The 22,553-nt window shown below is 69.3% G+C and carries 22 protein-coding genes; 8 read left to right on the top strand and 14 right to left on the bottom strand.

Annotated elements, in window-relative coordinates; genetic code table 11:
- Positions 1-3,316: beta strand repeat-containing protein (locus ABD927_RS19635; RefSeq protein WP_345251548.1), on the top strand; the 3,316-nt coding region annotated here is incomplete at its 5' end.
- 8 nt (positions 3,317-3,324) lie between these two features.
- The gene (locus ABD927_RS19630; protein WP_345251547.1) at positions 3,325-4,065 is read left to right on the top strand and encodes a SapC family protein; all 741 of its coding nucleotides are present in this window, start codon (positions 3,325-3,327) and stop codon (positions 4,063-4,065) included.
- A 67-nt stretch (positions 4,066-4,132) separates the two neighbouring features.
- Here the strand turns inward: ABD927_RS19630 and ABD927_RS19625 are convergent, their stop codons facing one another.
- From ABD927_RS19625 to otnI, 3 genes are all read right to left on the bottom strand, one after another.
- Positions 4,133-4,441, bottom strand: coding sequence for a hypothetical protein (locus ABD927_RS19625; RefSeq protein ID WP_345251546.1), 309 nt, complete (start codon positions 4,439-4,441; stop codon positions 4,133-4,135).
- 269 nt (positions 4,442-4,710) lie between these two features.
- Positions 4,711-6,813: an elongation factor G gene (fusA, locus tag ABD927_RS19620; RefSeq protein WP_345251545.1), complete on the bottom strand. Its 2,103-nt coding sequence runs from the start codon at positions 6,811-6,813 to the stop codon at positions 4,711-4,713.
- A 216-nt stretch (positions 6,814-7,029) separates the two neighbouring features.
- Complete coding sequence (gene otnI, locus ABD927_RS19615; protein WP_345251543.1) at positions 7,030-7,812, bottom strand: 2-oxo-tetronate isomerase; 783 nt, start codon at positions 7,810-7,812, stop codon at positions 7,030-7,032.
- A gap of 177 nt (positions 7,813-7,989) precedes the next feature.
- On the opposite strand from otnI, the gene ABD927_RS19610 reads away from it, so the two are divergent.
- Positions 7,990-8,667, top strand: coding sequence for a GntR family transcriptional regulator (locus tag ABD927_RS19610; protein WP_345251542.1), 678 nt, complete (start codon positions 7,990-7,992; stop codon positions 8,665-8,667).
- On the opposite strand, the gene ABD927_RS19605 is transcribed toward ABD927_RS19610, so the two are convergent.
- The gene (locus tag ABD927_RS19605) at positions 8,655-9,527 is read right to left on the bottom strand and encodes an isocitrate lyase/PEP mutase family protein (RefSeq protein ID WP_345251541.1); all 873 of its coding nucleotides are present in this window, start codon (positions 9,525-9,527) and stop codon (positions 8,655-8,657) included. The genes ABD927_RS19610 and ABD927_RS19605 overlap by 13 nt on opposite strands.
- A 102-nt stretch (positions 9,528-9,629) precedes the next feature.
- On the opposite strand from ABD927_RS19605, the gene ABD927_RS19600 reads away from it, so the two are divergent.
- Positions 9,630-9,872 carry a hypothetical protein gene (locus tag ABD927_RS19600; protein WP_345251540.1) on the top strand — a complete coding sequence of 81 codons (243 nt, stop codon included), beginning with the start codon at positions 9,630-9,632 and terminating at the stop codon, positions 9,870-9,872.
- Positions 9,873-9,888: 16 nt separating this feature from the next.
- Here ABD927_RS19600 and ABD927_RS19595 read toward each other — a convergent pair whose 3' ends face one another.
- From ABD927_RS19595 to ABD927_RS19565, 7 genes are all read right to left on the bottom strand, one after another.
- Positions 9,889-10,731, bottom strand: coding sequence for a fumarylacetoacetate hydrolase family protein (locus tag ABD927_RS19595; RefSeq protein ID WP_345251539.1), 843 nt, complete (start codon positions 10,729-10,731; stop codon positions 9,889-9,891).
- Between the two features lie 98 nt (positions 10,732-10,829).
- Positions 10,830-12,017, bottom strand: coding sequence for a CaiB/BaiF CoA transferase family protein (locus tag ABD927_RS19590; protein WP_345251538.1), 1,188 nt, complete (start codon positions 12,015-12,017; stop codon positions 10,830-10,832).
- 73 nt (positions 12,018-12,090) lie between these two features.
- Positions 12,091-13,257 carry an acyl-CoA dehydrogenase family protein gene (locus ABD927_RS19585; RefSeq protein WP_345251537.1) on the bottom strand — a complete coding sequence of 389 codons (1,167 nt, stop codon included), beginning with the start codon at positions 13,255-13,257 and terminating at the stop codon, positions 12,091-12,093.
- Between the two features lie 37 nt (positions 13,258-13,294).
- Complete coding sequence (locus tag ABD927_RS19580) at positions 13,295-14,266, bottom strand: Bug family tripartite tricarboxylate transporter substrate binding protein (RefSeq protein ID WP_345251536.1); 972 nt, start codon at positions 14,264-14,266, stop codon at positions 13,295-13,297.
- A gap of 84 nt (positions 14,267-14,350) precedes the next feature.
- Positions 14,351-14,788, bottom strand: coding sequence for a MaoC family dehydratase (locus tag ABD927_RS19575; protein WP_345251535.1), 438 nt, complete (start codon positions 14,786-14,788; stop codon positions 14,351-14,353).
- Positions 14,785-15,186 (bottom strand): RidA family protein, encoded by a 402-nt coding sequence (locus tag ABD927_RS19570; protein WP_345251534.1) that lies wholly within the window; start codon positions 15,184-15,186, stop codon positions 14,785-14,787. The genes ABD927_RS19575 and ABD927_RS19570 overlap by 4 nt, the downstream gene beginning before the upstream one ends.
- A complete protein-coding gene (locus tag ABD927_RS19565) occupies positions 15,179-15,631 on the bottom strand; it encodes a MaoC/PaaZ C-terminal domain-containing protein (RefSeq protein ID WP_345251533.1) in 453 nt (150 codons plus the stop codon). Before ABD927_RS19565 ends, ABD927_RS19570 begins: the two co-directional genes overlap by 8 nt.
- A gap of 139 nt (positions 15,632-15,770) precedes the next feature.
- Here ABD927_RS19565 and ABD927_RS19560 point away from each other — a divergent pair, with 139 nt between their 5' ends.
- On the top strand, positions 15,771-16,415 hold the full coding sequence (locus ABD927_RS19560) for a TetR-type transcription factor C-terminal domain-containing protein (protein ID WP_345251532.1): 645 nt from the start codon (positions 15,771-15,773) through the stop codon (positions 16,413-16,415).
- Between the two features lie 15 nt (positions 16,416-16,430).
- On the opposite strand, the gene ABD927_RS19555 is transcribed toward ABD927_RS19560, so the two are convergent.
- The 3 genes from ABD927_RS19555 to ABD927_RS19545 are packed head-to-tail and all read right to left on the bottom strand — an operon-like array spanning position 16,431 to position 19,083.
- Positions 16,431-17,216, bottom strand: a complete 786-nt coding sequence (locus ABD927_RS19555) for an ABC transporter permease (RefSeq protein ID WP_345251531.1) — start codon at positions 17,214-17,216, stop codon at positions 16,431-16,433.
- A complete protein-coding gene (locus ABD927_RS19550; protein ID WP_425570313.1) occupies positions 17,213-18,037 on the bottom strand; it encodes an ABC transporter ATP-binding protein in 825 nt (274 codons plus the stop codon). The genes ABD927_RS19555 and ABD927_RS19550 overlap by 4 nt, the downstream gene beginning before the upstream one ends.
- Entirely contained in the window at positions 18,034-19,083 is a 1,050-nt protein-coding gene (locus ABD927_RS19545; protein WP_345251530.1) for an ABC transporter substrate-binding protein, read from the bottom strand. The genes ABD927_RS19550 and ABD927_RS19545 overlap by 4 nt, the downstream gene beginning before the upstream one ends.
- 518 nt (positions 19,084-19,601) lie before the next feature.
- Between ABD927_RS19545 and ABD927_RS19540 the strand changes: the two genes are divergently transcribed.
- Genes ABD927_RS19540 through ABD927_RS19530 form a run of 3 tightly spaced genes read left to right on the top strand, consistent with a single transcriptional unit; the run spans position 19,602 to position 22,546 of the window.
- Entirely contained in the window at positions 19,602-20,357 is a 756-nt protein-coding gene (locus ABD927_RS19540) for an SDR family NAD(P)-dependent oxidoreductase (protein ID WP_345251529.1), read from the top strand.
- Between the two features lie 37 nt (positions 20,358-20,394).
- A complete protein-coding gene (locus tag ABD927_RS19535; RefSeq protein WP_345251528.1) occupies positions 20,395-21,366 on the top strand; it encodes an isopenicillin N synthase family dioxygenase in 972 nt (323 codons plus the stop codon).
- Between the two features lie 25 nt (positions 21,367-21,391).
- Positions 21,392-22,546, top strand: a complete 1,155-nt coding sequence (locus tag ABD927_RS19530) for an ABC transporter substrate-binding protein (protein ID WP_345251527.1) — start codon at positions 21,392-21,394, stop codon at positions 22,544-22,546.
- Positions 22,547-22,553 lie beyond the last annotated feature (7 nt).

The following is a 22,553-nucleotide window of genomic DNA, read 5'->3' as shown; positions in this document are numbered from 1 at the left end:
CGCCACCGCCGGCCAGCAAAGCCTGACCATCGCCGGCAATGCCGACATCACCGGCAACGTCGGCGCGGGCGCGACGCTCGAATCGCTGGCCATCTCCGGCAGCACCGATCTGCACGCCGCCGACGGCGACACCACCTACACCGTCGCCACCGCCGGCAACCAGTCCTACGGCGGCGCGCTGACCTACGACGCCGACGCGGCCTTCGCCAGCGCCACCGGCGACATCGCCTTCCGCGGCACGGTCGACAGCGACGGCAAGGACCTCACCGCCAACGCCGGCGGCAGCGTCGGCTTCGGCGGCGCGGTCGGCGGCGAAACCCGCGTGGGCGACGTCGTCGTCAACGCAGGCGGCGCCACCGTGTTCGACGGCACCATCCACGCCGCCTCGATCACCACCGACCCGGCCGGCACGCTGGCGATCAACGGCGGCCTGATCGACACCACCGGCGCCCAAACCTACGGCGAACACGCCGTGCTCGGCGCCGACACCACCCTGACCGGCAGCACCATCACGCTGGCCCAGGGTGTCGACGCGGCCACCGCCGGCCAGCAAAGCCTGACCATCGACGGCGATGCCAGCATCACCGGCAACGTCGGCGCAGGCGCCGCGCTCGAATCGCTGGCCATCTCCGGCAGCACCGACCTGCGCGCCGCCGACGGCGACACCATCTACACCGTCGCCACCGCCGGCAACCAGTCCTACGGCGGCGCCCTGACCTACGACGCCGACGCGGCCTTCACCAGCACCACCGGCGACATCGCCTTCCACGGCACGGTCGACAGCGACGGCAAGGACCTTACCGTCAACGCCGCGGGCGACGTCGGCTTCGACGGCGCCATCGGCAGCACCACCCGCCTGGGCGACATCGCGATCAACGCCGGCGGGGCCACCGTGCTCGACGGCGCCGTCCACGCCGCCTCCGTCGCCACCGACCCGGCCGGCACCCTGGCCATCAACGGCGGCCTGGTCGACACCACCGGCGCGCAAACCTACGGCGAATTCGTCATCCTCGGCGCCGACACCGTCCTGACCGGCAGCGCCATCACGCTGGCCCAGGGCGTCGACGCGGCCGAGTCCGGCGAACAAAGCCTGACCATCGACGGCGACGCCAGCATCACCGGCAACGTCGGCGTCGGCGCCGCGCTCGAATCGCTGGCCATCTCCGGCAGCACCGAGCTGCATGCCGCCGACGGCGGCACCACCCAGACCGTCGCCACCATCGGCGGCCAGTCCTACGGCGGCGCCCTGACCTACGACGCCGACGCGGCCTTCGCCAGCGCCGACGGCGACGTCGCCTTCCACGGCACGGTCGACAGCGACGGCAAGTCCCTCGCCGTCGACGCCGCGGGCGACGTCGGCTTCGACGGCGCCATCGGCAGCACCACCCGCGTAGGCGACATCGCCATCAACGCCGGCGGCGCCACCGTGTTCGACGGCGCCGTCCACGCCGCTTCCGTCGCCACCGACCCGGCTGGCACCCTGGCCATCAACGGCGGCCTGATCGACACCACCGGCGACCAGACCTATGGCGAGCACGCGGTGCTCGGCGCCGACACCATCCTCGCCGGCGCCACCATCACGCTGGCCCAGGGCGCGGACGCCACGCAGGCCGGCGAACAAAGCCTGACCATCGATGGCAACGCCGTGCTGGCCGGCGACACCGGCGCCGACCAGGCGCTTGCGTCGCTGACGGTGACCGGCAATTCGACGCTGGAAGGCTCGGTGGCCACCATTGGCGACCAGTCCTACCAAGGCCCGGCCACGCTGTCCGGCGACCTGTCGCTGACCACCGGCGGCGGCAACGTCGCCTTCGGCGATACCCTCGAGGGCGGCCACGACCTGGCCGTAGCCAGCGGCGCCGGCGACATCACCTTCGCCGGCGCCATCGGCGGCACCGACCGCGTCGGCGCGCTGGACATCGCCGGCGCTGGCGCGACGGTGTTCGACGGCGCGGTCCGCGCCGCCAGCGTCGCCACCGACGAAGGCGGCACACTGTCGATCAACGGCGGCTCGGTCGACACCACCGGCGCCCAGGCCTACGGTGAGTTCCTGATGCTGACCGGCGACACCGTGCTGTCGGGCACGCAGGTCTCGCTCACCCATGGCATCGACGCCACCGACGCGGGCGGCCAGGGCCTGACCATCGACGGCGACGCCGTGCTCGGCGGCGACATCGGCGCTGGCCAGGCGCTGAGCGCGCTGTCGGTCACCGGCAGTACCGCCTTCGTCGACGGCGGCACGGTGGCCACCACCGGCGGCCAGGCCTACCAGAGCGCAGTCGGCCTCGCGGGCGACCGTGCGTTGGCCAGCAGCGGCGGCTCGCTGGTATTCGGCAGCACCATCGACTCCGGCGACGGCTCGGCGCTGTCGCTGGCGGCGGCCGGGGCGATCGGCGTCGACGGCGCGGTCGGCGCCGACGGCACACTGGGCGCGCTGACCATCGATGCCGGCGACACCGTCACCTTCGGCGACGACATCCACGCCGATTCGCTGCGCCAGGCTGGCGCCGGCGGCCCGACCACCTTCCACGGCGCGATCGTGGCCGACGGCGCGGGCGGCATCGACCTGACCGGCGGCAGCTTCGTGTTCGAAGACGCCGTCACCGCCAGCCTCGGCGCGGTCGGCCTGCACAGCGTCGATGGCAACGCCACCGTCAGCTTCTCGGGCAACGCCAACGTGACGGCCGCCACCGGCTTCGTCCAGACCGGCGGCGCGGCGGTCCAGCTGCCGTCGAGCATCGCGGTCCTGGCCGGCCCCGTGTCGATCGAAGCCGTGGCCTCGGCCACCGGCCCCACGCTGTCCATCTTCACCGACGGCAACGTCACCATGACGGGCCTGAACGCGCCCGCCACGCTGGTCACCATCGGCGCCGGCACCGGCGGCCTGCTGCTGGGCGTGAAGGACGCCGACCCGGCCCACAAGATCGTGGTGGCCGGCCTGGCGATCCCGAGCGCCACCTCGGCGCAGCTGTACGGCTCGATCAACGGCTACGGCGGCCCGCTGCCGGCGTCGATGATCGACAGCACGCTGGTCGCCTCGCCGTTCTACATGAACGACGTGCCGTGGGGCCCGGCCGAACCGGTGATGCGCGTGACCTCGGCCACCCAGCCGATCATCGTCATCCCGAGCACGCCGGGCGCCCTGTCGCTGTTCACGATGACGACCTCGTCGGCCGGCGTGACGCCCGACGCGCTGTCCGCCTTCGCCGCGCCGCCGGTGCTGACCATCGCGGAGCCCGGCACCGGGCAGCCCGAGCGCCAGGGCCTGGACGAGCGCCAGATCCACACCGTGGCCTCGGCCCGCACTTTCAACTGATGGGATTCATGAGCACAACACCGCTACCGCTGTTCTACCGCCAGCCCAGGCCGCTGCACCCGTCGCGGCACGGCAACCGGTCGCTGGCCGCCAGGCCCGATTACCGCTTCGCGGCCGGCACCAACGCCGTGCCGCTGATCGCGGCCGAGCTGCCGGTGGCCTGCCGGCACTACCCGATCGTCTTCACCGCCGGCGACCAGCCCTATCCGGTCGCCGTGCTGGGGCTGCGCGGCAAGCAGAACCTGTTCGTGGACGAGGCCGGCAACTGGAAGGCCGACGCCTACGTGCCGGCCTATGTGCGCCGCTATCCCTTCATCCTGATGGAGAACGAAGGCGCCACCGAGTTCACGCTATGCGTGGACGAAACGGCCGGCGCCTTCATGGAGGGGCGCGACAATCCCTTTTTCGACGCCGACGGCAAGCCCACCGACATCGCCCGCAACGCGCTGGCCTTCTGCGGCGACTACCAGAAACAGCACACGCTGACGGCCGAGTTCGCGCAGGCGCTGACAAGCGCCGGCCTGCTGGTCGACAACCGCGCCGACGTGGCGCTGCGCAATGGAGAAAAGCTGAGCCTGTCGGGCTTTCGCGTGATAGACGAAGCCAGATTCGCCAAGCTGTCCGACAAGGAATTCAAGCGCTGGCGCACCAAGGGCTGGCTGCCCCTGGTCTACGCCCACCTGATCTCGGTGGGAACCTGGACCACGCTCATCGACAGGCTAGGCCCACCGGATCATCCGGCCGCCTGAACGGCGCCCGGACGATTGCCTCCAGGGGCATGGCGGGCCTGGGCGGCCCTGCGCCCGCCCATGGCGCCTAGGCGGCGCGGCGGCGCACCTTGCGGGAAATCACGGCCGCGCAGTCGTCGCTGTCGGACGCCTGGAACAGGCGATGCACGATCACCTCGGTGGCGGAATCCATGCCCAGGCCCTCGATCGCGACCTGCCGGATCAGGTCGTCGGTCTTGCAGCACAGCACGCCCGCCTTCTCGCCCGCGGCGAATTCCTCGGCATGGAGCGGCATCAGCCACTGCCGGTCTTCGTTGAGGGCACCCCAGCGCCAGGCGCCGTCGCTGCCCTTTGCTGCAACCACGAAACACACCATTGCCTTGCGATCGATGGACATTTTGATCTCCCAACATGCACGTGCATGCGTGTGTGTGGAGCGATCGTATGTCAATACGCGCCGGGTGTCAGCAGCGAAAAGGCCCCAGTAATGGAAGACCCTGGTATGGCCTGAACGGGAGCGGCCCGAAAAGCGGCCCACAGGCCCCGGAACCGCCCCGGAAACGGCCTGGAATTGGGGTCAACCCTGAAGCAACGACAGGAGTACCGACAGCCTTGGCGGCCGGCGCCGGGCGAATTCGGGCCGCCCGGCCGCCGCCGCGCCGGGCATCAGGCGGCGCGCGTCGCCATCACCCGCTCCACCACCTGGGCCGGCGCCTCGGCGTAGTGCTTGAACTCCATCGTGTAGGTGGCCCGACCCTGGGTCAGCGAGCGCAGCGTGGTCGAGTAGCCGAACATTTCGGACAGCGGCACCTCGGCCCGCACCACCTTGCCGCCGCCGACGATGTCTTCCATCCCCTGCACGATGGCGCGCCGCGACGACAGGTCGCCGATCACGTTGCCCATGAAGTCTTCCGGCGTTTCCACCTCGACCGCCATCATCGGCTCCAGCAGCGTCGGCCGCGCGCGGCGCATCGCGTCCTTGAAGGCCATCGAGCCGGCCATGCGGAAGGCGTTCTCGTTCGAGTCCACGTCGTGGTAGGAGCCGAACACCAGCGTGACCTTGACGTCGACCACCGGATAGCCCGCCAGCACGCCGGACTTCAGCGTGTCCTGGATGCCCTTGTCTACCGCCGGGATGTATTCGCGCGGCACCACGCCGCCCTTGATCGCGTCGACGAACTCGTAGCCCTTGCCCGCCGGCTGCGGCTCCAGGTTGATGACCACGTGGCCGTACTGCCCGCGGCCGCCCGACTGCTTGATGAACTTGCCTTCGACGTCGGTGACCGGCTGGCGGATGGTTTCGCGGTAGGCCACCTGCGGCTTGCCAACCGTGGCCTCGACGCCGAACTCGCGCTTCATGCGGTCGACCAGGATTTCCAGGTGCAGTTCGCCCATACCCGAGATGATGGTCTGGCCGGACTCTTCGTCGGTCTGCACGCGGAACGACGGGTCTTCCTGCGCCAGCCGGTTCAGCGCCACCGACATCTTCTCCTGGTCGGCCTTGGTCTTGGGCTCGACCGCCTGCGAGATCACCGGCTCGGGGAACACCATCTTCTCCAGGATGATGACCTTGTCGGGGTCGCACAGCGTGTCGCCGGTGGTGACTTCCTTCAGGCCGATGGCGGCGGCGATGTCGCCGGCGCGCACTTCCTTGATCTCGTTGCGCGTGTTGGCGTGCATCTGCACGATGCGGCCCAGCCGCTCGCGCCGGCTCTTGGTCGGGTTGTAGACCGTGTCGCCGGTCTGCACCACGCCCGAGTACACGCGGAAGAAGGTCAGCTGGCCGACGAACGGGTCGGTCATGATCTTGAAGGCGAGCGCCGAGAACGGCTCGTCGTCGCTCGGGTGGCGTTCGATCTGTTCGTCGTTCTCGGCATGGCCGAGGATGGCCGGCACGTCGACCGGCGACGGCAGGTATTCCACCACCGCGTCGAGCATGGCCTGCACGCCCTTGTTCTTGAACGCGCTGCCGCACAGCATCGGCACGATCTCGTTGGCGATCGTGCGGCGGCGGATGGCCTGCTTGATCTCGTCTTCGGAGAGCGGCTCGCCGCCCAGGTATTTGTCGAGCAGCGCATCGTCGGCCTCGGCCGCGGCCTCGACCAGCTTCTCGCGCCATTCCTCGGCCAGCGGCAGGAGTTCGGCCGGGATGTCCTGGTATTCGAACTTGACGCCCTGGCTGGCGTCGTCCCACACGATGGCCTTCATCTTGACGAGGTCGACCACGCCGCGGAAATGGTCCTCGGCGCCCACCGGAATCTGGATCGGCACGGCCACGCCCTTCAGCCGCTCGCCGATCTGCTTCTGCACGCGGAAGAAGTCGGCGCCCACGCGGTCCATCTTGTTGACGAAGGCGATGCGCGGCACCTTGTACTTGTTGGCCTGGCGCCAGACGGTTTCCGACTGCGGCTGCACGCCGCCCACCGAGTCGTAGACCATGCAGGCGCCGTCGAGCACCCGCATGGAACGCTCGACTTCGATCGTGAAGTCCACGTGGCCCGGGGTGTCGATGATGTTGATGCGGTGTTCCGGGAAATTGCCGGCCATGCCCTTCCAGAAGCAGGTGGTGGCGGCCGACGTGATCGTGATGCCGCGCTCCTGCTCCTGTTCCATCCAGTCCATCGTGGCGGCGCCTTCGTGGACTTCGCCGATCTTGTAGTTCACCCCGGTGTAGAACAGGATCCGCTCGGTGGTGGTGGTCTTGCCGGCGTCGATATGCGCGCTGATGCCGATGTTGCGGTAGCGCTCGATGGGGGTTTTGCGTGTCATGGCCGTTTCTCTCTGAGCCTCGCACAGGAATCGATCTGGATGCCGCCGCCTAGCTTACCCGCAACGGGCGCCGCGGCCTGTGGCGGATATGGGGGCTATCGTCCGAAAGCCAAGCGCCGGTGGGAGCCGGGGGCGCGGCGGATGGGCCTCGTTGCCCCTGAGCAACATTCGCGCCCGCCGGGCCGGCCCGCTCGGCAGTCAGCCCAGGCGGCGCAGTCAGCCCAGGCGGCGCAGCCAATCCAGGCCGGCGCTGGTATCGCCGGCCGGACGGTATTCGCAGCCGATCCAGCCGGCGTAGCCCAGCTCGTCCAGCACGCCGAACAGATACGGATAATTGACCTCGCCCACGTCGGGCTCCCGGCGCGCCGGCACGCCGGCGATCTGCATATGGCCCACGCGGCCGCCGGGCACATGGCGCCGGATCCGGGTTTCCAGGTCGCCCTCGACGATCTGACAATGGTAGAGATCCATCTGCACTTTCAGGTTGGCCGCGCCCACCTCGTCCACGATCGCGTGGGCGTCTTCCTGCCGGTTCAGGAAATAGCCCGGCATGTCGCGCGGGTTGATCGGCTCGATCAGCAGCTCGCGGCCGGCGGCGGCCGCCTGCCCGGCGGCCCAGGCCAGGTTGGCCACATAGGTGGCGCGCAGCCGCGCCCGCTCGGCGCCGGCCGGCGCGATGCCCGCCATCACGTGGATGCGCGGGCAGTCCAGCGTCTCGGCATACGCCAGCGCCAGGCCGATGGCCGCGCGGAACTCGGCCTCGCGGCCCGGCAGGCACGCCAGCCCGCGCTCGCCGGCCCGCTCGTCGCCCGGCGGCGCGTTGAACAGGACCTGCTGCAGCCCGGCCGCCCGCAGCCAGCCGGCCACCTCGGCCGCCGGCCAGGCATACGGGAACATGAATTCCACGCCGCGAAAGCCGTCGCCCGCCGCCGCGTCGAAGCGCCGGGGAAATTCGTGTTCGGTGTACATGAAACTCAGGTTGGCGGCGAAACGGGGCATGGCGGTCTCCCTGGAACAGGACGGGCGGCACGGGCCGCGAGCGCGATTGTGCCACCTTGCCGGCCGGCGGCACGGCGCAGGCCGCGCGCGACGGCGCATTGCGGAACCGGGCATTCGATGCGAAAGTGTCGACCCTCGGCCTGGCCGCACGGCAAGCCGCCGTCCGCTTCTTCGTTCATGAGCCAACTGATCCCCCTCGAAGCCCCGGCTTCCCTCGCCCACCAGGCCTTCGGCCGCATCGTCGCCGCCATCGTCAACGGCGAGATCGCGCCGGGCGAGATCATCAAGGAAGCCCGCATCGCGCGCCAGCTCAACATCAGCCGCGGCCCGCTGCGCGAGGCCATGGGCCGGCTCGAAGGCCACAAGCTGGTCGAGCGCATTCCCAACATCGGCGTGCGCGTGGTCGCGCTGTCGCGCGAAGGCATGGAGGAATTGTTCGAACTGCGGGAAGCGCTGGAAGGCCTGAGCTGCCGGCTCGCCGCCACCCGCATGACGGACGGCGAGATCGACGACCTCGCCCGCCTGATCGACGGCTACATGAGCCGCAGCGGCGGCCCCGGGCCGGACGAGCACGACCTGAACGACGAAGACTTCCACTTCCGCATCGTGCGCGGCAGCCGCAACGGCAGGCTGATCAACCTGCTGTGCAACGACATCTACTACCAGGTGCGCGTGCTGCGCCACCAATCGGCGCGCCAGCCGCGGCGGCTGCGCGCCGCGCACGAGGAACACCTCGCCATCCTGGCGGCGCTGCGCACGCGCAACCCCGCGGCGGCCGAAGCCGCCATGCGCCGCCACATCGGCAATGCGCGCGCGGTCGCGCTGGGCGGCGCCGCCGCCGATCAGACCGTGTAGCGCTTTTCCAGCTCGTCGAACAAAGGCTTGTTGACCAGCCGCTGCCGCTCGCGGAACGGCGCCACCAGATCGGGATCCTCGTCCAGCCGGCCGTCGCGCTTGAGCGCGCCCAGCGCCCGCTGCATGCCGAGCATCGCGCCCTGCAGCGCGGCGTTCGCGTACAGCACGATGCCGTAGCCCATCTGCGCCAGTTCGGAGGCATCCAGCGCCGGCGTCTTGCCGCCGATCACCAGGTTGATGATCTGCGGGCGGTCCAGCAGCTTGGGCACCTGGCGCACTTCCTCCAGGCTCTCGGTGGCCTCGACGAACAGGATGTCGGCGCCGGCCTCGGCGCACTGGCGGGCGCGGTCGATCGCGGCTTCGAAGCCCAGCGTGGCGCGGGCGTCGGTGCGGGCGATGATGAGGAAATTCTCGTCCTGCCGGGCGTCGACCGCGGCGCGGATCTTCGACAGCATCTCGGGCAGCGGCGCCACGTCCTTGCCGGCGAAGTGGCCGCAGCGTTTCGGGAAGGTCTGGTCCTCCAGCTGGATGGCATCGGCGCCGGCGTGCTCCAGCGTGCGCACCGTGTGGTAGACGTTGACCGCGTTGCCGAAGCCGGTATCGCCGTCCACGATCAGCGGCAGGTCCACCGCCTCGCGTATGCGGGTCGTGCACTCGGCCACGTCGCGCAGGCCGATGATGCCCAGGTCGGGCGCGGCATAGTACATATTGGTCAGGCCCGCGCCGCTCAGGTAGGCCACCTCGTAGCCCAGGTCGGCGATCATGCGGGCGCTCATCGCGTTGAAGGCGCCGGGCACGATCAGCCCGTTGCGCTGGTTGACGCGGTCGCGCAGGAATTTGCGTCTCGTCTTGCTATCCATGTGTCCTCCCGGGTGGCGGCGCGCCGATAGCGCACCAAACTGTCGACAGTTTACACATAGCCCGCAGCCGCTTCCAAGCGGCGGCAGGAGAGCGGCGGTAATATGGTGGACTCTTCAGAAACCGACGCCTGCTCCATGGACGATACGACGCCCGTACCCCACGACCTCGCTCCCGGCTACTACTGGTACTTCATCGAAAGCGACCCGCCTTCGGTGATCCACATCCACGAACGCGGCCACGCCAGCCTCATGGGCACCGATTACCAGGTGCCCCCCGAAGACGTGGCCGACATGCTCAGCCGCGGCGAAAAATTCGTCTGGATCGAACCGCCCGCCGCGCCGTAGCGCGCCGGGGCAGATCTCAGCGCCGCTCGTCTTCCACCTCGTTGGCCAGCACGCCGATGCCGGAGATGTCCACTTCCACCCGGTCGCCGTGCTTCATCCACAGCGGCGGCACGCGGCGGGAGCCGACGCCGGCGGGGGTGCCGGTGGCGATCAGGTCGCCCGGGACCAGGGTGGTGATTTCGGACAGGTAGCTCACGATGAGCGGGATGGAATAGATCAGCATGTCGGTGCCGGAGTGCTGCACTTCGGCGCCGTTTAGGCGGGTGGACAGCGTCAGGCGGGTGGGGTCGGGGATTTCGTCGGCGGTGACGATCCACGGGCCGCAGGAGCCGCTGCGGTCGAAGTTCTTGCCGGCCGTCACGGAGAATTTCTGGTAGTCGCGCACGCTGCCGTCGTTGAAGCAGGTGTAGCCAGCCACGTGCGACAGCGCGTCGGCCTCGCCCACCAGGTGGGTGCGGCGTCCGATCACGGCCACCAGTTCGCCTTCGTAGTCGTAAGAGGTGGAGGCCACCGGGCGCAGGATGGGCTGCCCGGGGTCCGACAGGCTTTCGTGCGTGCGGATGAAGGCCGACGGCCGCTTGGGCAGATCGCGGCCGGTTTCGCTGGCGTGGTCGCGGTAGTTGATGCCGATGCAGAACACGCGGTTGTGCGCCTCCAGCGGCTTGAGCAGCCGCACGTCGCCGCGCGCGTGGTCGGGGCCGCGCCCCTTGAGCGTGGCCGCCTCGGCCTGCCCTTCCGGCGTCAGCAGATCGGCCAGGCTGCGCACGCGCGGCGCGTGGCGCGCGACGTCGATCACCCCCTGTTCCGTCAGGATGCCGACCGACTGCGTTGCGCCTGCGCTGAAGCGTACCAATTTCATGCTCGAACCTCTTTCCATTGCGTGTGTCAGGTGGGATGGTAAACCACCCGGGCCGGCGGCAGCCGCCGCGCGCCGCGCAATGTCGTCCGGTGTCGGCTTCAGAGCGCGCCGGCCTGCCGCAGCGCCTCGATCTCGGCGGCATCGAGCCCGAGCATGCCGGCCAGTACGTCGGCCGTGTCGGCCCCCAGCGGCGGCGGCGCGCGGCGCGGGGGCATGGCTTCGCCGGCGAACTTGAACGGGCAGCCCAGCAGCGGCACGGCCTGGCCGGCCGGCGTCAAGGCGGTCACCACCATGTCGTTGGCCAGCACCTGCGGATGGCCGAGCGCCTGCTCCAGGTCGTGCAGCGGCGCGACGGCGACCTGCCGGTCCTGCAGGCGCTCCACCCAGCCGGCGACGGTACCTGAAGCGAAGATTCCTTCCAGCAGCGGCACCAGTTCGCCGCGGTGGTCGAGCCGGCCCTGGTTGGTGGCGAAACGGGGATCGTCCGCCAGGTCCGGCCGGCCCAGCCCTTGGGCGAACCTGCGCCACGCCGCGTCGTTGGTGGCGCCCGCCAGCAGCCACCCGTCGGCGCAGCGGAAGGCCTGGTACGGCACCAGATGCGCGATGCCCGAACCCTGCGGACGCGGCATGATGCCCTGCTGCAGCCAGGCCACGCCGTGATAGCCGAGCAGCGCGATGGCGGTCTCAAGCAGCGACACCTGGACGTGGGCGCCGCGGCCGGTACGCTCGCGCGCCAGCAGGGCCGTGGTCACGCCGGCGTAGGCATTGAGCCCGGTGGTCATGTCGATGAACGACACGCCGGAGCGCACCGGCGGCTGGCCTTCGTGGCCGGTCAGCGACATGATGCCGGAGAAGGCCTGCATCGTCAGGTCGTAGCCGGGCTTGCCGGCCAGCGGGCCACGGCTGCCGAAGCCGCTCACCGAGCAGAAGACCAGATCCGGCCGGACCGCCCGCAGGCTGTCGTAGTCCACCCCCAGCCGGCGGGCGGTATCCGGCAGGAAGCTCTGGATCACGACGTCGGCCTGCCCGGCCAGGCGTCGCAATACGCCGCGCGCCGGTTCCGACTTCAGGTTCAGCGTGATACTGCGCTTGCCGCGGTTGACGCTGTTGAAGTTGTGGCTCAGCCCGTTGGGCGCCGGGCTGCCCCATGCCCGGCACTCGTCGCCCTCAGGGCTTTCCACCTTGACCACGCTGGCGCCCTGGTCGGCGAGCAGCTGTGCACAGTAAGGCCCGGCCAGCACCCGGCTCAGGTCCAGCACGGTGATTCCATCCAGAAGCGCGCTCATCGCTATTCTCTCGTTGCAGGCCGCGGCCGGCGCGGCGCCTGCGCCGCGTGCCGGACCGCCGGGCGGGCTTTCATCAATACGACCGGGGCAGCCCCAGCACCTTCTCGGCGATGAAGCACAGGATCATCTGCGAAGACACCGGCGCCAGCCGCGAGATCATGGTCTCGCGGAAGAAGCGCTCGACGTGGTACTCCTTGGCATAGCCCATGCCGCCATGCGTCAGCACCGCGGTCTCGCAGGCCGCGAAGCCGTATTCGCCGGCCGCGTACTTGGCCGCGTTGGCCTCGGCCGCGCACGGCAGGCCCTGGTCGTAGAGCCAGGCGGCCTTCTGGTAGAGCAGCGTGGCCGACTCCAGCTCGATCCAGCGCTGCGCCAGCGGATGCTGGATCGCCTGGTTCTTGCCGATCGGCCGGTCGAACACCATCCGTTCGCCGGCATAGGCCGCCGCGCGCGCCAGCGCGGCGCGCCCGGTGCCGATGGTTTCGGCGGCCACCAGAATCCGTTCGGGGTTGATGCCGTGCAGGATGTATTCGAAGCCGCGGCCTTCCTCGCCGATGCGGTCTTCCTCCGGGATCTCCAGGCCGTCGATGAAAACCTGGTTCGAATCGACCGCCTTGCGCCCCATCTTCTCGATCTCGCGCACCTCGACCCGGCTGCGGTCCAGGTCGGTATAGAACAGCGACAGCCCCAGCGAGGGCTTGGCCACCTGATCGGCCGGCGTGGTGCGCGCCAGCAGCAGCATCTTGTTGGCCACCTGCGCGGTCGATATCCATACCTTCTGGCCATGCACGACATAGCGGTCGCCATGCCTGACCGCCATGGTCTTGAGCTTGAGGGTGTTGAGCCCGGTGTTGGGCTCGGTCACCGCGAAGCAGGCCTTGTCGGCGCCGGCGATCGAGCGCGGCAGCCAGCGGCGCTTCTGCGCCTCGCTGCCGAACACCACCACCGGATGCAGGCCGAAGATGTTGAAGTGCAGCGTCGAGGCGCCCGCCAGCCCCGCCCCCGAGGCGCAGACGGTCTCCATCATCAGCGCCGCCTCGGCGATCCCCAGGCCGGCGCCGCCGTACTCCTGCGGCATGGCGATGCCGAGCCAGCCGGCGTCGGCCACGGCCTTGTGGAAATCGTGCGGGAAACCGCCGTGGCGGTCCTTCTCCAGCCAGTAATCGAGCGGGAAATCCTGGCAGATGCGCTCGATCGCGGCGCGGCAGGCCCGTTGTTCTTCGGTCAGGGCGAAATTCATCGAATCGTTTCTCCGGATGGATGCAATGGGCGCCGCGCTACTGGATCCGCAGTCCCGACTTCGCCACGACCTCCTGCCACCGCGCCAGGTCCGCGCGCACCTGCCGGTCGAAGGCCTCGGGCTCGTTGCCGACCGGATCGATGCCCAGTTCGGCATAGCGCTCCCGCACGTCGGGCATCTGCAGCACCGCGTGCACTTCCTTCTGCAACCGGCGCACCACCGCGTCGGGCGTTCCCTTGGGCGCGAACAGGCCCACCCACGAGTTCACCACCAATCCCGGGAAGCCGCTTTCGACGAAGGTCGGCACGTCGGGCGCGGCGGGCGAGCGCTGGGCGCTGGACAGCCCCAGTCCCTTGAGCCTGCCCGTCTTCAGCAATTCCTTCACGCTGGAGATGGTGGTGCAGACCAGCGGGATATGGTTGCCCAGCACGTCGTTGACCGCGGCCCCGCCTCCCTTGTAGTTGACGCTGGTCAGCTCGACGCCGGCCGTCATGAACAGCAGCCGGCACGTCGCCTCGGCCGTGCCGCCGACGCCCGACGAGCCGAACGCCAGTTCGCCCGGCCTGGACTTGGCCAGCGCGATCAGGTCGGCCAGGTTCTTGACCGGCAGCGAGGGATTGGCCACGATGATCAGGCCGGCGTCGCCCAGCTTGGTCACCGGCACGAAGTCGCGCAGCGTGTCGAAGCCGGTATTGCTGTACAGGTGCGGGTTGATGACCATCACGCCGTCCAGCGCATGCAGCAGCGTGTAGCCATCGGGCGCGCTGTGCGCCACCTGCTCGGCCCCGATGTTGCCGCTGGCGCCCGGCCGGTTGTCGATCACCACCGACTGGCCCAGCCGCTGGGTCAGGTGGTCCATGATGTTGCGCAAGCTGATGTCGGTCACGCCGCCCGGCACGAAGGGAACGACCACCCGGATCGGCCTGCTGGGATAGGGATCGGCCGCCCCCGCCTGCTCGGCGAAAGAAGTGAGCAGGCATGCGGCAATGACGGAAAGGCTGATTCTCATGCAAATCCTCGTTTCGGCTCTGTGGATGGACCGCCCGGCGCCCGCCGGGCGGGGGCTGCTCCCCCGAACGCTGAGTCCCGATGATCAGGTGCGTTGCTTGATGAGTAAGGTCTTGTCGATCTGGAACACGATTTCGCCGCGCTGGTTGCTGACCACGTCGCGGAACACCACGATGCCCCGCCCCGGCTTGGAGGACGTCCGCTTGGCGACCACCTCCACCTCGGTGCGCATGGTGTCGCCCGGCCTCAGGGGCGCCGAGAACCGCCCGTTGTCGGTCGCCAGCATGGCGATCACGCTGCCATGGAACAGCCCTTCGGTCATCGCGGTGGAAAACGACATCACCAGGGCGCTCGGGCAGATGCGGCCGCCGAAGGGCGTGGTCCTGGCGTAGGCTTCGTCGACGAACAGCGGCACGCGGTAGCCGACCAGTTCGCAGAACTGCGCGTGGTCGGCCTCGGTAATGAGCCGCTCGCCCATCGGAAAGCGGTCGCCAGCCTCGTAGTCTTCGTAATAGCGGGTCATCGCGCTCCCTCCGGCAGCACCGCGATGGCGGAAATCTCGATCAGCGCATGCGGACGCACCAGCCCTGCCACTACCACACCGGTCGACGCCGGCAGCGTCGCGCCGAAGAACTCGCGCCTGACCGCGGCGGTCTTCTTGTAGTCGCGCGTGGTCACCACGTAGTCGGTGGTGCTGACGATGTCGCGGCATGACGCGCCCAGCGGCGCCAGGATGCGATCGAACTTGCGGAAGATCTGCCTGGCCTGTTCGGCCATGTCGCCTTCGGCGATGCGGCCTTCGTCGTCGGCGCCGGTGGTGCCCGACAGGTACACCACGTCGCCCACGCGGACCGCCGGCGCGAAGGTCAGATGCTCTGGCCAGCCGGGCGCGCCGAACAGCGGTTGCGGCCGGTCAGCCATGGCGGTCCGCCTTGCCGTCCTCGCCGGACAGCACCCGGTAGACATGGAATCCTTCCAGCACGGTTTCGCCGCGCTGGTTGCGCAGGCTGGTGCCGACACGGCAGAACTCCCGGTGGCCCTCCTTCCAGCGCCGCTCCACCACGAAATGCGGCTGCAGGGTATCGCCCACCACGACCGGCCGCACGAAGCGGCAGCCCTGCTCGGCCAGCACGAAGCCGTCGACCCGTTCGCGCGCCTCGGAAGCGCCGAGCGCCGTCAGCGAAGCCAGCAGCAGGCCGTGGGCCAGCGGCTTGCCGAAGCGGGTCTTCCTGGCGTATTCGACGTCGTAGTGGCTGGGATGGACATCGCCGGTCACGCCGGAAAACAGCAGGAAGTGCGCATCGTTGAGTGTCTTGGAAGGCCCGGTAAACTGGGACCCTTCCGGCGGGAACGGGGGTCTGGACATAAGGTTCCTCTGGTGTCGTTCGGTAAACCGCGGCCGGCGCCGCAAACGCCGGCAAGTAAATTTGAACAAATGGTCAAATCAACGTTCGGGCAATCTATCATCGTTTTGAACGAACGGTCAAATAAATTCGGGAGAGAACTTGACGCAGCCATCCGACCCCGCCCCTGGCACCCGCTGGAGCGGCCGACGGGCCGAGAAAGAGACCAGGCGCGAAACCATCCTGCAGAGCGTATGCAGCGTGCTCGCCCGCAGCCGCCTGTCGTCGCTGACCATGCAGGAGATCGCCGACGAGCTGGGCATCACGAAGGGCAATCTGTACTACTACTTCCGCGACAAGCAGGACATCCTCTATCAGGCCCACATGCGCTCGATGGAGACCAGCCTGCGGGCCCTGCGCGCGGCGCAGGAATCGAAGGGAAGCTGCGCCGCGCGGCTGCGCCAGCTCCTGATCGACCACATCGAGGGCATCCTGCGCGACGGCCTGGGCAACGTGCTGCTGACCGACCTCGAGTCGCTGCATCCTGAGCAGCGCAGCCACTACATCGCCAAGCGCGACGAGTTCGAGCGCGGCGTGCGGGCATTGATCGACGAGGGACTGGCCCGCGGCGAGTTCCATTACCCGGACACCAAGCTCGCCAGCCTGGCCATGCTCGGGTCGATCAACTGGATCTCGAAGTGGTACCGGCCGGAAGGACCGATGACGGCCGATGCCGTGGCCGCCGGCATGGCCGATTTCCTGATGAACGCGCTGGCGTGTCCGCCCGGGGCGCGGGCGGAGCGCTGAGCGGCGGCCGCGCGTTCAGCCGCCGGCGGTCAGGCCGCCGCCTTCGCCGCGGTGCGCCCAGGCGGTCGAGCGCCGCTCGATCCAGTCGGCGATGGCGTACATGACGATACCCAGCACGCCCACCACGATCAGCGCGGCGAACACCAGCGGCACGCGGAACGACGAACTGGCGTTCAGCAGCAGATAGCCGATGCCGGCATTGCTGGCCACCATCTCCGACACCACCGAGCCGACGAAGGCCAGCGTGATGGCGACCTTGAGCGAGGCGAACAGGTAGGGCAGCGAACGCGGCAGCGCCACCTTGCGCAGGATCACCGAGCGGCGCGCGCCCAGCGAGCGCAGCACGTCGGTCAGTTCCGGCTCCAGCGTGGCGATGCCGGTGGCCATGTTGACCGCGATCGGGAAGAAGGCGGTCAGGAAGGCGCACAGCACGGCCGGCACGGTGCCGATGCCGAACCACATCACCAGCACCGGCACCACGGCCACCTTGGGGATGGAGTTGAAGCCGATCATCAGCGGGTTGATCGCATGGTAGGTGGCCGGGCTGGTGCCCACCAGCGCGCCCAGCAGCGTGCCGAACACCAGCGCCAGCGCGAAGCCGACGACGGTGGTCATCAGCGTCTGCAGCGCGCCCTCGACGATCGCCGGCCAGAATTCGCGCAAGGCGTGGAAGGCGGCCGACGGCGACGGCAGGATGATCTCCGGCACCGAGAAGGCGCGACAGGCCAGTTCCCACAGCAGGAACATGGCGAGCGTGGTGAGCCACGGGCTCAGCGCCCGCCGCAGTTTCTTGGGATTCATGCGTGCTCCTGCGCATGGCCGACCCGCTCGCGCAGGCCCGCCACTTCGTCGGCGAAACGCGCGGTGAAGCGGTCTTGCCGGGTGCGCCGGCATTCGGCGGGAATGCGGCGGCTGTAGATGATGCGGCCCGGCCGCTGGGAGAACACGTGCACGGTGTCGGCCAGGTAGGTCGCCTCGGTCAGGTCGTGGGTGACCAGCACCACGGTGAAGCGGCGCTCGGTCCACAAGGCCTTCAGCGTGTCCCACAGGTCTTCGCGGGTGAAGGCGTCGAGCGCGCCGAAGGGCTCGTCCAGCAGCAGCAGGTCGGGCTCGTGGATCAGCGCCCGGCACAGCGATACGCGCTGTTGCATGCCGCCCGACAGCTGCCACGGGTAGCGGTCGGCCACGCCGCGCAGGCCGACCTTCTCGAACAGCGCCATGGCCCGCTCGCGGTGCCGCGGCAGGTCGCGCTTGAAGGTGCGGCAGTGAGGCTCGACGATCTCCAGCGGCAGCAGCACGTTGGCCAGCGTGCTGCGCCAGGGCAGCAGCGCCGGCGCCTGGAACGCCATGCCGACGATCTTCAGCGGCCGGTCGACCTCGCGGCCGGCCACGGTGACGCCGCCGGCGTTGGGCAGGCGCAGGCCGCTGACCAGCTTGAGCGTGGTCGACTTGCCGCAGCCCGAGGGCCCCACCAGCGCGGCGAACTCGCCGCGCCCGATGGTCAGGTCCACCCCCTTGAGCGCGAGCATGCCCTGCTCGCCTTCGCCATAGGCGAGGTCGACGCCGCGCAGTTCGACCAGCGGGCGGCGCGCCGCGCCGCCGTGCACATCGGCTGCCGTCATTTGGCCCCCGGCATCAGCGTGGCGCGGGCGGGCAGGTAGCGTTCGGTGTAGACCTCGGCCGCAGGCGGCACCGGAATATCGAGCGCCGCGGCCACGTCGCGCAGCGACTTCTCCAGCCGCTGCGGATCGATGACCCCCATGCCGTGCTGCCTGACCCAAGGGGTCAGCACCGACCAGTCGAGCGAGAGCTGCATGCGCTCGGTCTCGACCTTGCGGTCGGTGAGCTTTTCGCGCTTGAGCAGCGCGTCGATGGCCGACTGCGGATCCGACGCGCTCTGGAAGAAGCCCTGGGCCACGCAGCCGACCAGCGCGGCGGCCTGTCCGGCGTGGGCCGACAGGAAGGCCGGCGTGGCCACCAGCGCGCTGCCGTACAGCGAGGCGCCGTACTCCGGGTAGCGCATCACCACCACCTGGTCGGCCGGCACGCCGGCCGCGCGCACGCCCATGTAGCCGGTGAACGAGGCGCCGCTGATGGCGTCGGCGTTCTTGCGCGCCAGCATGCTCTCGCGCAGCTCGGGCGACACGTTGATCCAGTTCACCTTGGCCGGGTCCAGGCCGTTGGCCTTGGCCAGCACCGGGAACAGCCGGCGCGAGGCGTCGCCCGGCGGCGCGGCCACCGTCTTGCCGGCAAGGTCGGCGGGCTTGGTGATGCCGGTGTCCTTGCGGGTGATGATCGACAGCGCCGCGCCGTCGTAGATCATGAAGAACGAGATCAGCTTCGATTCGGGATGGCGGGCGTTGTATTCGATCATCGCGTTGATGTCGGCGAAGCCCACGTCGTAGCCGCCGCTGGCCACCTTGGTGACGGTGTCGCCGGAGCCGAAGCCGCGGTCGGTCACGACGTCGAGTCCGGCTTTGCGGTAGCAGCCGTTGTCGTGCGGCAGCAGGAACGGCGCCTGCGGCCCCTGCAGCGCCCAGTCGAGCACGAAGCGCACCTTGCCCGGCGCCTGGGCGTGGGCCGCGGCGGAAGCGGCCAGCAGCAGGGCGCCGGCCGCGGCGCGCAGCGCGGCGGCCGGTACGGAGTGGGCGATAGCGCGAGATTTCATCGGGTTCTCCCTTGCGGTTGCGTGGAACGGGACGGGCGGGACCGCCCCGGCCACGGAAAGTGGTATGCCACAACTTGCAAAGCAATCGCCATGCCACCGCGCCGCCGCGCGCGCCTGCGCGGGGATATGCCCCTGGGAAATCCCGATTCCTTCTATATAGGAGGTATACCACCTAAAAAACGAGGCACATCCGAGCGGCAGAACGTTTCGCGATTCCCGGTGCCGGGTGCGGATCGCGGCGACTACACCGATGCACAAAAACGGGGTATGCCCCATTCCTGTGCCAGACGCCGGCTCGGACGGACACCAAGACGGTGCGCGTATCGGCTGGCGGATATCTTCCACTTTCCATATAAGTGCCATACCACCTATTTTTTAAGGCGACCTTTCCTCTTTACGATCAACGACTTACCGGCTCCTGAACGAGCCCGCCGCAGCCAAATGGCACGGCCGTTGCTAATAACGGATAAAGGCTGCCCGGCTGGCGGGCGGCCGCAGATTCACGATCCGGAGTTCTCATGTCCCTGAACGATTCGGTCGCCATCGTCACCGGCGGCGCGCTCGGCATCGGCTTCGCCGCCGCCGAGCGGCTGGCCGAGCGCGGCGCCCGCGTGGTCGTGGCCGACCGCGACGGCGCCGCCGACGCGGCGGCCCGCCTGGCCGGGCGCGGCCTGCAGGCCACCGGCGTCGCGGTCGACGTGTCCTCGCCCGAACAGGTCGAGGCGATGGCGCGCGAAGCCGAGACGCGCTTCGGACGCATCGACGTGCTGGTCAACAACGCCGGCATCTATTCGACGCTGACGCCCAAGCCGTTCGAAGCGCTGACCCCCGAAGAATGGCGCCAGGTGTTCGAGGTCAACGTGATCGGCGTGTTCCTGGCCTGCCGCGCCGCGCTGCCGGCCTTCAAGCGGGCGGGCGGCGGCCGCATCGTCAACATCTCGTCGGGCGTGGCGTTCAAGGGCAATCCGTGGATGGCGCACTACGTGGCCAGCAAGGGCGCGGTGATCTCGCTCACGCGTGCGCTGGCCACCGAGCTCGGCCGCTACGGGATCCTGGTCAACAGCGTAGCCCCAGGCTTCACGCTGAGCGACGGCGTACACCGCAATCCCACGCTGGTCGAGGGCGTCAAGGAACCGTCGCTGCGCAACCGGGTGCTGGCGCGCGACATGGTGCCCGGCGACCTGGTGGGCGCCATCGAGTTCTTCGCCGGCGCGCAGTCGGCGTTCATCACCGGCCAGACGCTGGTGGTGGACGGCGGCGCGTACTTCCACTGAGCCGTCCCGCCCCTACCGCCACCGAGAGCCTGCCAGCATGAAGCAGACCATTCCCGTCATCGACCTCGCGCCCGCGCTGGGCGGCAGCCGCGCCGAACGCCTGGCCGTGGCACGCAGGATCGAGGCCGCCTGTACCGACATCGGCTTCTTCACCATCCGCGGCCACGGCGTGCCGCTGGAGCTGATCGACGCGCTGCGCGGCCACGCCAGCCGCTTCTTCAACCTGCCGCTGGAAGAAAAACTTCGCGCCAGCCCGGCCGACCCGTCGGTGCCGCGCGGCTACCGCGCCCTGGGCTTCGACGCGCTGGCGCGCGGCAACGCCGACCGGGCGCCGGGCGACCTGAAGGAGTACTACCATTTCGGCCGCGAAACCTGGCCCGACGACCCCTACTACACCGGCCCCGAGGGCCAGGCCTATTTCATTCCCAACCGCTGGCCCGAGCGGCCGGCCGGCTTCGCCGCCGCGGCGTCCGCCTACTACGCGCAGATGGAGCGGCTGACCGCCTCGATGATGGAGCTGGCGGCGCTGGCGCTGGGCATCGACGAACACTTCTTCGCCGACAAGATCGACCGCCACATCACGGCGATGCGGATCAATTTCTATCCGGCCCAGCAGACGCCGCCCGAGGCCGGACAGCTGCGCGCCGGCGCGCACACCGACTACGGCCTGCTGACCATCCTCAACGGCGAGAACACGCCCGGCGGGCTGCAGGTACGGACCCGCGCCGGCGACTGGATCGACATCGAGACCGACCCCGGCACCTTCGTCATCAACATCGGCGACCTGCTGATGCGCTGGACCAACGACCGCTGGGTATCGAACGTGCACCGCGTGGTCAACCCGCCGGCCGACGCCGGCCCGGCCGCGCAGCGCATTTCGATCGCCTTCTTCCACCACCCCAACTACGACGCCCTGGTCGAATGCATCGCCCCGCCCGGCCAGGCGAAATACCCGCCGGTGCTGTCGGGCGAATACCGCGACCTGAAGTACCGGCAGACCCGGGTTTGACGCCCCAACCGAAAGGAAATCGACCATGCTGATCCGTACCAAGGCCTGGACCTTCGCCGCTGCGCTGGCGGCCTGCGCCGTGCTGCCGGCGCACGCCCAGGAAACCATCAAGATCGGCGTCACCGAGCCGCTGACCGGCGCGGTGGCCGCCTCGGGCACCTACGTCACCAACGGCGCGCGCATCGCGGCCGACGTCATCAACCGCAAGGGCGGCGTGCTCGGCAAGAAGCTGGAGCTGGTCATCGAGGACAACAAGTCCAACCCGCGCGAGGCCGTCAACTCGGCCGAGAAGCTGATCCTGAAAGACAAGGTGCCGGTGCTGATGGGCGCCTGGAGCTCCACCTTCACGCTGGCCATCATGCCCAAGCTGATGGAATACGGCGTGCCGATGGTGGTCGAGACGGCCTCGTCGGGCAAGATCACCACCGCCGGCAATCCGTGGATCTTCCGCACCAGCCCGACCTCGGCGATGGAAGCGGTGGGCTTCTCCAAGCTGGTCGACGGCTACAGCCCGGCGATCAGGAAGGTCGACTTCCTGTCGGTCAACAACGACTGGGGGCTGGGCACGGCTTCGGAGTTCACCAAGATGTTCAAGTCCAAGGGCATCGCCGTGGGCCGCACCGAAACCATGTCGCCCGACGCCACCGACCTGTCGGCGCAACTGGCCGCGCTGAAGGACACCGGCGCCGATACGCTGATCGTCACCTCCGGCATCGAGCAGCTGACGCTGGCGATCCGCCAGGCGGCCGAGCAGCGCCTGCCGCAGCGGATCATCACCACCGGCGGCTCCTTCCCCGAGCCGCTGGTCAAGAACCCCGGCCCCAAGGGCTACGCCAGCCAGCACCTGCTGTTCTTCGCGCCGTGGGCGATCGACCATGCCAAGCACCCGGAAGTGGCCAGGGAATTCTCGGATGAATGGAACGCGCGCAAGTTCGACCTGACCGGCCAGACCGAAGGCTTCCGCGGCTACGACGCCATCCTGGCGATCGCCGAGGCCATCCGCATCGCCGGCAAGGCCGAGCCCAAGGCGATCCAGGCCGCGCTGTGGAAGGTGAACGTCAAGGGCGTCAACGGCGACATCGCCTTCGTCAAGGAAGGCCCGGCCGGCAAGGAAAGCGGCCAGGCGGTGCCCAACATCTACGTGGTGGAACTGAAAGACGGCCAGGTCGCCGTCAAGTAGCCGGCCG

The organism is Pigmentiphaga soli, assembly GCF_039541095.1.
GTDB classification, from domain to species: Bacteria; Pseudomonadota; Gammaproteobacteria; order Burkholderiales; family Burkholderiaceae_B; genus Pigmentiphaga; species Pigmentiphaga soli.
Note: the sequence above shows the minus strand (reverse complement) of the source record. Positions and strands in the feature narration are given on the sequence as shown.